This is a genomic window from uncultured Slackia sp. (genome assembly GCF_944321625.1).
Classification (GTDB): Bacteria; Actinomycetota; Coriobacteriia; order Coriobacteriales; family Eggerthellaceae; genus Slackia.
The window spans coordinates 1-10201 of record NZ_CALUMA010000036.1; the positions used below are offsets into that span (position 1 = coordinate 1).

Here is a 10201-nt window from a genome sequence, read left to right on the forward strand (position 1 = left end):
CGGGCATCCCGCAGATGCTCTTCTACACGAAGGTCCGCTCCTTCGGAATGGTGACCATCATGGGAGCACTTCTGGGTCTCATCTCGTTCCTCATGGGGTACGGCCCGATCGGTCTGTGCTTCGGCATCGCATGCGGGCTCATCGCCGACCTCATCCTGCGCGCCGGAGGGTACAAGAGCCTGAAATGCTCAGTGGCATCGCATTGCGTGTTCTCGCTGTGGGTGATCGGGACGATGCTTCCCATGTGGATCCTGGGGCAGGCGTATTTCGAGCCGTACCGCGCGAGTCAAGGCGATGCCTTCGTCAACGAGATGATGGCGTACCTCTCCGGAGGGATGCTCGCCATCGTCGTCGCGGGAATCGTCGTCTGCGCGCTCGTCGGGGCGGCTATCGGCACCAAGGTCCTTCGCAAGCATTTCGAGCGCGCGGGTATCGCCTGATGGAAGCGGTTGCGCGTCAAGCCATCCCTCCTGCAGAAGGGCGCGGCTTTTGGTTGGACCCGCGAACGAAGATAGCGATGCTGCTGTGCGCTAACGTGGCGTTCCTGACGTCGGGATACACGCCGGCGGGGTTCGTCATCAAGTTCGCCACTGCGGGGGTGCTCGTCGCCCTTCTCTCTTTGGCCCGAATGCGGCGGGCGGCTGCGGCGTTTGCGGTCGCGTATCTCGCGGCTTTCGCTCTCGAGATGGTGAACGAGGCGTTTCTTCTCGAGGCGCTGGGATCAATGAGCTTGGCAGCGGTGGTCTTGCGGTTCTTGACATCCATGGTTCTCTCGTTCTTCCCCGGCACGATGTTCGCGTACTACCTGCTCGCGAGCACGAAGGTGAGCGAGTTCGTCGCGGCCTTCACGAGGCTGAGGCTTCCCGAGAAGGTGATCATCCCGTTCGCCGTCATCTTCCGCTTCTTCCCCACGGTGGCGGAGGAGTACCGCTCCATACGGGATGCCATGCAATTGCGCGGCGTGAGCTGGAAGAGCGGTCCCGTCGCCATGGTCGAGTACCGGCTCGTCCCCTTGATAGCGAGCATGGTCAAGATCGGCGACGAATTGTCGGCAGCGAGCGTTACCCGCGGTCTCGGCGGTTCGGCGAAGCGCACCAACCGCTGCGTCGTCGGGTTCGGGTCCGCGGATGCGGCGATGGTTGCGGTGATGGCCGCTCTCGCCGTGGCAGCGATGGCGAAGGGGATGGTAGGATGGTAGCCTCCAACCGCGCGGCGCAAGGCGTTCCGGTCAGCATCAGGCACGTCTCCTTCCGGCACAAAGGGGCGGAAGGCGGGCGACTTGCGCTCGATGATGTGTGCCTTGACATTTCAGCGGGCCAGGTGGTCGTGCTCTGCGGCCGCTCCGGATGCGGCAAGACAACGGTGACCAGGCTCGTAAACGGCCTCATCCCCCATTTCTACGAAGGCGACCTGTGGGGCGAGGTCTCGGTCGGCGGCATCGACCCGAGCGTCGAGCCGATAACCGAGACGGCGGCGCGCGTCGGCAGCGTGTTCCAGAACCCCAGAAGCCAGTTCTTCAACGTCGATACGACAAGCGAGCTGGCATTCGCCTGCGAGAACATGGGGTGGGACGTGAGCCGCATCGATGCCGCTCTCGAGGATGCGGTGGAGCGATTCGGACTCCGACCCTTGCTGGATCGCAGTCTTTTCCGATTGTCCGGCGGCGAGAAGCAGAAGATCGCGTGCGCGAGCGCCTCGGCGCACCGTCCCGGCGTGATGGTTCTCGACGAGCCGGCTTCGAACCTCGACATGAAGGCGATACGAATGCTGTCCGGCATCATCGCGGAATGGAAGGCCGAGGGTCGGACCGTGATCGTGGCGGAGCATCGACTCGGCTACCTTTTAGATGTCGCCGATCGCTTCGTGATGCTCGAGTCCGGTCACGTTGCGTGGGATCGAACGGCGAAACAGGTTGCGTCCATGGCGGACGAGGAATTCCACGCGCTCGGCCTCCGGTCGGTGTCGCCGGTTTCTTTCCACAATCAGGCTGAGGTGCCCGGCTTCGGGAAGCCTTCGAGCGAAGATGCAGCTCCCGGGGTCGAGATACGCAGAATGAGGTTCACGCACAAACAGGGCTCCGGCCCGCTCGAGTCGCTTGGCGGTGCCGGCCACGACAGACGCCCATCTCCGTCAGGCCCCAAGGGCATCGACGTGAAAGATGCCTCGTTCCGCGCGGGCGCCATCGTCGGGGTGGTCGGGGACAACGGCGCCGGGAAATCGACGTTCGCCCGCTGCCTCTGCGGGCTCGAGAAACGATGCGATGACGACATGTCGATAGACGGAGTCGTCGTGCGCCCCTCGCAGCGAAAGCGGCTGTGCTACATGGTCATGCAGGACGTCAACCACCAGCTCTTCACAGAAAGCGTAGCGGAGGAGGTCGCACTGTCCCTGCGTGGCAGCGGGCGCGATGCCGACAAGGAGGCGATCGGCCGAGTGCTGTCGGGACTCGACCTCTCCGGTCTTGAGGAGTCGCATCCCATGGCGCTGTCCGGCGGACAGAAGCAGCGCGTCGCGATAGCGAGCGCGGTGGCGAGCGGCAGGCGCGTGTGCGTGTTCGACGAGCCGACGAGCGGCCTTGACTGGGCGCACATGCTCGACACCGCGAGGAATCTCAGGGATCTCTCGAACCTGGGCGTAACCTGCCTCGTGATCACCCACGATCCCGAGCTGGTGTCGCGCTGCTGCGACGAGGCGCTGTTCCTCGAGAACGGCCGCGTTTCCTGGTCGGGGCCTTTGTCGGACACGGACGTGTCATGCCGACTCGAGGAGTATTTCTCATGACGGGCAAAAGGTGCAGGGTTGGCCACCGCGAATCATCCGAAGACTACCTCGAGGCCATCCTCGTCATCCGCCGCCTGCGCGGGTCGTGCCGCAACGTGGACATCGCCGAGCGCCTCGGCCGCTCCAAGCCGAGCGTCTCCAAGGCGCTCGGCAACCTGGCCCGTAAGGGGCTTGTTGAGGTGGCTGACCACGATGTTCGTTCGATCGTCGCAGGCGAGCGCCTTGCCGAGGAGACGCTATCTAAACACCGCTTCTTCGAGGGGCGCTCCTTGACGCTGGGGTGAATGCAGCACGCCTCTTCTATCCTCCGGAAAGGACCATGAAGTCGAACTCCGCCGCGTCAAATGAAAACAGCTAGCAAACGCATCCCATAAACCTAAGGACGGTTTCGCTGGATCCGCGCGCCCGCAGATCGACCATTTCGCAGCCATCTCGCCCCACCATCAGAGCCGAAGTGCAGACCTTGAACAGGAACTCAAGGTCATGGGTGATGACGGCCACGGGACGGCCTTCGGCAAGCTCCTCGATGAGCCCGGCGATCCTCGCCATGTGCATGAAGTCGAGTCCCGATGTCGGCTCATCCAGAACGACGATCTCCTTGCTGCTCAGAAAGGCGCAAGCCAGCGCCAAACGCTGCTTCTGGCCCCCTGATAGGTTTTGCGGATGCTCGGTCCTCTTGTCCCATAGGTCGATGGCCTTGACGATACGCGCTACCTCGTTGAGACGGTTGTCGTCGATGTTTTTCTGGTCGGTCAGGATTTCGTTTTCCACCGTGTCGAAGAACAATTGGTAATCGACGTCTTGCATCATGTAGTACGATCGGCGAAGCCTCTGTCGAAGTCGAACTCCCCACGAGAAGGCCTGTCGACCGCCCGCAAGGCCGCACATCGCCCGGGCGAGCGTGCTCTTTCCGACTCCGTTTGCCCCAAGGACGCCCATAACCTCGCCCTCTCGCAAAGAGAGCGTCAAGGGCCCGATCAGGGCTCGCCCGCCTGCGGAGACCGAAACGCCCTTCATTGAGGCAGCCTCTGCTCCGAGCTGGCGGTGGTTTTCCGGATTCAAGCCGTGCAAATCAAGTGCACGAAGCCCATAGCGCGCGCAATCCTCAGCACGAAGCCGACCCGCTGCGAACGAATCGATGATTTGACCGCCTGCCATGACGTAGAGCCTGTCGTAGAGATCCGCCAGAAAGTAAAGCCTGTGCTCGGCGATGACAACGGTCTTGCCGAGGGCCTTCAAATCGGCGAGGATTCGGCGAAAGTCCTCTATCCCTTCGTGGTCGAGGCTGGCGGACGGCTCGTCGAAGAAAATCACCTGGGTGTCGTAGACGAGCGTCGAGGCTATGGCGACGCGCTGCTTCTCTCCTCCCGAGAGGCCTATGAGGTCCTTGCCCGCCAGATGCGCGATTTTCATGCTCTCGAAAGCCGACTCGACCCTTTCGATCAGCTCCTCGCGAGGCATGCCCAGATTCTCGCCGACGAGGGCCACCTCGTCGGCCGCCTTGCGGGTGAAGAACTGGTCGGTCGGATTCTGGAACACGTTGCCGATCGCACGGGCAAGCTCGCCGGAGGAAAATTCTCCCAGGCTTTTCCCGAGAAGCTCGATTCTCCCATCGAGCTCACCTTCGTACTGATCGGGAATCAGGCCGTTCATAACCCGCATGAGAGTGGTCTTCCCGCATCCGGAGTTGCCAGTGAGCACGACGAGCTCGCCGCGCTCCACTGAAAACCGCACGTTCTTCAACGCCGCGAGATCTTCTCCCTTGTACGAGAAAGACCGAATGTCGATGTCAATCACACCCATACCGCGACCCCCAAAAGAGCGACTCCGGCGCCCAAGGCGGCACCGTCAAGCAGACCGAAGGAGAGACTTCGGTAGCTCGTCTTTTCACAATCCGCTTCGATTCCTTTCGAAATCACGGAGGAGACGAGCGTCTCGCTCACGTGCAGGCACTTGTACACAAGGGGAACGAAGTAGAGCTCGAAGGCGCGCACCGGGCGAAGCGGGCTCGGGCGCAGCCCGCGAACCCGCATCCCACGCTTTATCTCCTTCACACGATCGCCCATCTCGTCGAGGAAGCGCAACCCTATGACTGCGCCGACCGCGGCCTTGTTCGGAACGTGCAGCTTGCGCATGCTCGCCAGAAGCTTCGAGGAGCTCGTCATCATGAGGGCGCAACCGACGTTGACGACGGGGAAGACCCTCACCACCAAAACCGCCACGCCCAGGAAGATGCTCGTGACATAGCCGATGTCGACATGCAGGATCAGCTGCACGACCCCGCATGCCACCGCAAAGAGCGCGAGCTGCCTCAAGAAGGACGCTGGCGAGACGTCCAAAAGGACGAGAAACGACAGCGCCAGCACGAGGGCATATACCAGCTGATTGGCGAGAAACGCTTGGATAAGCGCCAGAAGCGTCAGCGCGAAGAGCGTCAGCGGGTGCAGATGCCCCTCGCGCCCGCCGTCGAGCAAACCCGTTCGCCCCATCAACCCAGCCTGCTTTCCTTCGCGCCCTTTTCGAAGAACTTGTCGTTAATGAACATTCCGAAACGCCCGGCCAGAAGCTCGGTTACAATATTGATCAGCACGCAGATGACCATCATATCGACTGTGTACATCGACACCATCTGCTGCGCCTGTTCAAGCGAGATGCTCTCGACGAAAGTCGCCAGTCCATCAGATCCCAGAACGAGCACGAACACTATCATGTGCATCGAGTAGATGAACATCGATGCCGAAAACGACAGCCACACCCTCTTCTTGTTTCCGTAGTCGCCGGCGATGATCTCTGCGACGATGCCCGCGATCAGGCACAGGGGCGTCGCGACGGCAAAGCCCATGATCGCGTAGAGCACGCCGTAGATCAACCAGAAGCAGAAAGCCGTCCCCCGTTTTTGCACCTTGCGCGCCATGATGGTGTAAACGGGACCGACGAAGAAGGCCGCGAATCCCGCCGAGACGTACATGGAAAGCGCGCCGAACATGCCTGTTATCATGCCGACGCCCATCCCGAGGGCGAATCCGATCACTCCCAGTACCGCTATTGTCGCGATGTCCTTCAGTTTCATGTGAGCCTCCTTTTGCTCGGTTTGCTATGCCAATTGCCACTGGGAGCCCGCGGTGCGCTTGTCCCAGAAGTCTTTGTATTCTCCTTCGAGGTCGATCAGCTCGTCGTGCGTTCCCATCTCCGCAACCTTGCCCGAGCTGTCCATGACCACGATCTTGTCCGCCATGCGCACGGTTTCGAGCTTGTGCGCGACCACGATGAGCGTGGAGCCCCGTTTGAGCGTCTCTATTGAACGAACGACGTTCTTCTCGTTTTCCGCATCGAGAGCCGACGTCGCCTCGTCCAGAAGCACGATGGGGGCCTGCTTGAGAAGCGCGCGGGCTATGGAAACGCGCTGCCGCTCGCCGCCGGAAAGCGAGCGACCTCCTTCGCCGCACAGCGTCTCCCAGCCCTCAGGAAGGCGCTCGACGACCTCCGTCACCCCGGCAAGGTCAGCGACCGCGCGAAGCTGCTCCTCCGAAGCATCCGGGTTCGCCATAAGGACGTTGTTTCGCAGCGTGTCGTTAAAGAGATAGACGTCCTGGAAAACGAAAGACACCCGAGCGAAAAGATCCTCTGTCGTCATATCGCGGACGTCTACGCCGCCGATCCTGACCGCTCCGTCGTCGACGTCGTAAAAACGCGCGATTAGCTTGAGCATGGTCGTCTTGCCGCAGCCAGACGGGCCCACGATGGCGACCATGCTGCCTTCCGGAACGTCGAGATCGACTCCACGAAGGATTGGCTTCTCCTTCACGTAGGAAAAGCGAACCTCTCCCATCCGGACGCTTGCGTCGGTAGGACAAGCTTTCGACGCGTCCACAACCGGCAGCTCGGCCGCTTCGACGACCTCGTCCATGCCGTCGAGCATTGCCCGACGGTCCTCCATCCCGAATAGGGCTGAGGCGATCTCGTTGAGGAGCGTGGTGAACCTTAGTGCGACGCCGATCATGACCACTGTTTCAAGCGCCCCGATGCTTCCGCTTGCACCCAAGTAGCTCACCGCGATGATCATGCTCACAACGAGCATCTGCACGCTTGCTCCAGAAAGGATTTCGCCGAGGGCGCTCCACCACAGACCGCGGACCGACCGCTTTCTGCCTTCTACGAAACTATCCTCAAGCTCCGCATAGTCGGCGCCCGCACGGCAAGCGCGCAGCGCTCCCTGGCATCGCGCGAACTCGACTATCCTTGCGGCGATGTCTCGCTCGGCGGAATCCTCCAGCCCGGGCCCTTTGCCGACCCATGCCTGCGAAGCGCGCAGAAGAAGGAAAAGGATAGGGATGGAAAGCGTCAGCATGATTCCAATTTGCCAGCTCCAAAGCCACACGGCAGCACAGAACACGATTGCGGCGGCAGCGTTTTTTATAAGCTGGCCAACATAAAGAGCAGCGGCCTGTCCGGTCGAGATCATCTCCTGCGTAACCATGCGCGAAAGCCTTCCGGCACTATCCGCCTTAAACCAGCCTAATGGCAAGCGCGACACCTTGTTCCCGATGACCACCTGCATATTGCGCATGAAGCCCAACCCTGCCGCATAGCTGAGCTTGGTACCGAAGAACGAGGCTGTCGAGCCGACGACCGCCACAGATGCAAGCGCGACCGCCCAGCCCCAAAACGTCAGGCCCCATTGGGAATCGCCGGACTGGAGGGCCATGGCTGCCGGCATCATGATGGCGAGACCGATGCCGCACATCACGCCGGAAAGGGCGTAGAGCAGAGTTCCCAAGCGATGCTGGCGCCTATCGCTCTCGACCATATAACGACGAAGCCTCGGTAAGAAGCGTTTGGAATTACTCATCTGCATCGCCCTCTTCTTCACTGCCGCAGAGGCCTCCCTGCTTGAGAAGCGCCTGGTAATGCTCGTTGTCTTGAATCTCCGTATGCGTTCCAAGGGCGACGACCCTGCCTTCTTCCAACACGGCTATTTGATCGGCACCTAGAACGGCGTTGGGCCGGTGGGCGATGGCCAGAACGGTTCGGCCCTCGACCAAGGCGTTTAGCGCTTTCTGGATTTCGAGCTCTGAATCCGGATCAGCAAAAGCGGTGGCCTCATCCATGATGAGAATCGGCGCGTCGGCCAAAAGGGCGCGCGCTATGCTCACGCGCTGGCTCTCGCCGCCGGAAAGCGAGCAGTCCGTTCCTAAAACGCTGTCGTACCCCTTGGGCAACGACATGATGAAATCGTCGATCTGTGCTGTGCGGGCAGCCTCCCGAATCTCTTCCAGGGAAGCCTCTGGCTTCGCTAAAGAAATGTTCCTCCCGATGGAGGCGTTAATCAGCATGGGATCCTGGAGCACGAACGAGATCGAGCTGTAGAGGTCGCGGGAGGAGATGTCTCGCAGGTCGACGCCGCCGAGGCGGATGGAGCCGCTTTCCGGATCGTCGAAACGCGCGATGAGCGTGGCTAGCGTCGTTTTTCCCGAGCCTGACGGGCCGATGAGCGCCGTCATGGTGCCGGGATTGAGGACAAGGCTGACGCCGCGCAAGGCCTGGGTATCGCCGTAGGAATACGACACGTCGCTCACCTCAATGACGACCCCGTCGGGCTTCATCGGGGTTTCCGACTCGGAAATCGACGGCGTGTCCAGGATCCCGCACAGCCTGACAGCGGCGGCACCGGCCATCTGGTACGACCATGTGCTGTTGGCGACAGCGCTGATGGCGGTCGGCAGGACGATGGCTATCAGTGAGCATGCGAGAACTTGGGGGAGGCTGGCCAGCCCCGCCCCCATGACGATCGCGCCGCCGCAGAGGTTGATCAGCAGAAGCAAGGGAGAGGAGATGAGCTCGCCGGCAATCGAGCAAAGCCCAATGAGCGGGGCGCACCAGTCCCAGTACGACTTTGAGAATGCCGATGCGGCGTCCGCGTAATTACGATGCGCCTCTCCCGTCTTCCCGAACGCTTTGACCACCTTGATGCCGGACACGAGCTCGACCATCGTCGAGGACACTCGTGCAAGATGCCCGTTCATCTCGGCGGTTTTCGGTCCCATATCCTTCATGGAGAGCGTCTGCAGCAGAAAATAGAGGGGGATTGTGGCGATGCCGATCAACGCCAGACGCCAATTGACCCAGAGCATGAAGGCCAGAAGGACCATCGGCTGCAAAACGCCGTTGAGACGATCGACCGGCCCGTGCGCGATGACGGTGTGGACCGTCTTCGTGTCATCCTGCACAGCGCTTCTGACCTTGCCGGATTCCGTAGCGCTGAACCAAGCAAGAGGCGCGTGGCTCAGCCGCTCGACGATACCCTTGCGGATGACGTAGCGCAGCTTCATGTCGGCAAAATGCGTGATAATGAGCGCGAGAGCGCGGAAGAACAGCTGCGAGAGGAACGTCATAACGAGAAGGAGCGCGATTTCGTGCACCTTGGACGCATCGGCCTGCGCGAGCGGGCCTTCCCCCGCTAGGAACAGGTCCCCCAGCCACACCAAAGCCAAATACGGCGCAAAGGACAGAAGCGCCGAAAGCACGGTGAACGCCTGCGCCAGCATGACGCGCCCCCTGACGGAACCAGACAGGCGCCTGATAGCCTCTCGCCCCGCTTCGTCCCGTTGCCGGTCTTGCTCGCTTGTCTCTGCCATGGGCATCACCTCAAGTATAGTCTCGGTTAATAATGACTTAGTTATCTTTGACGGCAAAAAAAGAAAGAGCCGTTAAAGCGTGCGATATTTCTCCCAGCCCGCATTGAAGAACGTTGAAATGACCTCGGTTGTCGCGTTGAGTTCCTCGATGCTCTTCGCGTGGATGATATTCTCGGAAAGAGCGCTGTAGAACGCGTGGTTGACGATGTGGAGAGACTCTTTCGAGATGACGGTTCGAGCCTTCTCTGCGCCGTGGATCAGCTCGAGAACGCGGAGGGTGGTCCTGTCCTCCTCGTCGACGAGCCAGTCCAGGAAGTGCTCGTAGGGGGTGCCGTAGGAGCGGAACACAAGGAGCTCGTAGATGTCGCGATGGGAGTACAGCATCGCCGTGGTCGCGAGCGTCCCCGCCGCCTTGGCCTCGAGCGCGGCGCGCACCTGCTCCGGGGTCACGGGCTTCCCTTCGTCGTACCCGGCGAAACCTCGCTTCTCGCCTTGGGCGTAAGCTTTGCGAATCATGCTCGCCAGCGGCTCGACCAGCTCCGAGAAGAGCGCCTCCTTGTCTTTGAAATGCTTGTAGAACGCCCAGGTGGTCACGCCGGCAGCCTTGCAGATCCTGCGCAGGTTCGCCTTCTCGAACCCCTCTTCCAGAAACGCCGCAAGACCGCTCTTCAAGATGCGCTCGTGCGTCTCCTGGTAGTTGCCGTTGCTCACTGCGGTCACCTCCCTCCAAAAATAACTTAGCTATCTTTCGTGTTGGGGATTTTGCCACCAAAGTTAGTCAATGT

General features: G+C 61.0%; 10 protein-coding genes. 4 read left to right on the plus strand and 6 right to left on the minus strand.

Annotation, left to right across the window (positions count from 1 at the left end; translation table 11 throughout):
• The 4 genes from Q0J60_RS03295 to Q0J60_RS03310 form a co-directional block, all read left to right on the plus strand.
• Positions 1 to 440 (plus strand): MptD family putative ECF transporter S component (locus Q0J60_RS03295; RefSeq protein ID WP_294438807.1); only part of this gene is annotated, 440 nt, incomplete at its 5' end.
• A complete protein-coding gene (locus tag Q0J60_RS03300) occupies positions 440 to 1198 on the plus strand; it encodes an energy-coupling factor transporter transmembrane component T (protein WP_294438808.1) in 759 nt (252 codons plus the stop codon). The genes Q0J60_RS03295 and Q0J60_RS03300, both read left to right, overlap by 1 nt.
• Positions 1192 to 2781, plus strand: coding sequence for an ABC transporter ATP-binding protein (locus tag Q0J60_RS03305; protein ID WP_294438809.1), 1590 nt, complete (start codon positions 1192 to 1194; stop codon positions 2779 to 2781). Before Q0J60_RS03300 ends, Q0J60_RS03305 begins: the two co-directional genes overlap by 7 nt.
• Positions 2778 to 3065 carry a metal-dependent transcriptional regulator gene (locus tag Q0J60_RS03310; RefSeq protein ID WP_367178772.1) on the plus strand — a complete coding sequence of 96 codons (288 nt, stop codon included), beginning with the start codon at positions 2778 to 2780 and terminating at the stop codon, positions 3063 to 3065. Before Q0J60_RS03305 ends, Q0J60_RS03310 begins: the two co-directional genes overlap by 4 nt.
• Before the next feature lie 70 nt (positions 3066 to 3135).
• On the opposite strand, the gene Q0J60_RS03315 is transcribed toward Q0J60_RS03310, so the two are convergent.
• The 6 genes from Q0J60_RS03315 to Q0J60_RS03340 form a co-directional block, all read right to left on the minus strand.
• Positions 3136 to 4584, minus strand: coding sequence for an ABC transporter ATP-binding protein (locus Q0J60_RS03315; RefSeq protein ID WP_294438810.1), 1449 nt, complete (start codon positions 4582 to 4584; stop codon positions 3136 to 3138).
• Positions 4575 to 5270, minus strand: a complete 696-nt coding sequence (locus tag Q0J60_RS03320) for an energy-coupling factor transporter transmembrane protein EcfT (RefSeq protein ID WP_294438811.1) — start codon at positions 5268 to 5270, stop codon at positions 4575 to 4577. The genes Q0J60_RS03315 and Q0J60_RS03320 overlap by 10 nt, the downstream gene beginning before the upstream one ends.
• A complete protein-coding gene (locus Q0J60_RS03325; RefSeq protein WP_294438812.1) occupies positions 5270 to 5851 on the minus strand; it encodes an MptD family putative ECF transporter S component in 582 nt (193 codons plus the stop codon). Before Q0J60_RS03325 ends, Q0J60_RS03320 begins: the two co-directional genes overlap by 1 nt.
• A 24-nt stretch (positions 5852 to 5875) precedes the next feature.
• Positions 5876 to 7630 carry an ABC transporter ATP-binding protein gene (locus Q0J60_RS03330; protein ID WP_294438813.1) on the minus strand — a complete coding sequence of 585 codons (1755 nt, stop codon included), beginning with the start codon at positions 7628 to 7630 and terminating at the stop codon, positions 5876 to 5878.
• Positions 7623 to 9416 (minus strand): ABC transporter ATP-binding protein, encoded by a 1794-nt coding sequence (locus Q0J60_RS03335; protein WP_294438814.1) that lies wholly within the window; start codon positions 9414 to 9416, stop codon positions 7623 to 7625. Before Q0J60_RS03335 ends, Q0J60_RS03330 begins: the two co-directional genes overlap by 8 nt.
• 72 nt (positions 9417 to 9488) lie before the next feature.
• Positions 9489 to 10127, minus strand: coding sequence for a TetR/AcrR family transcriptional regulator (locus Q0J60_RS03340; RefSeq protein WP_294438815.1), 639 nt, complete (start codon positions 10125 to 10127; stop codon positions 9489 to 9491).
• Positions 10128 to 10201: the final 74 nt, after the last annotated feature.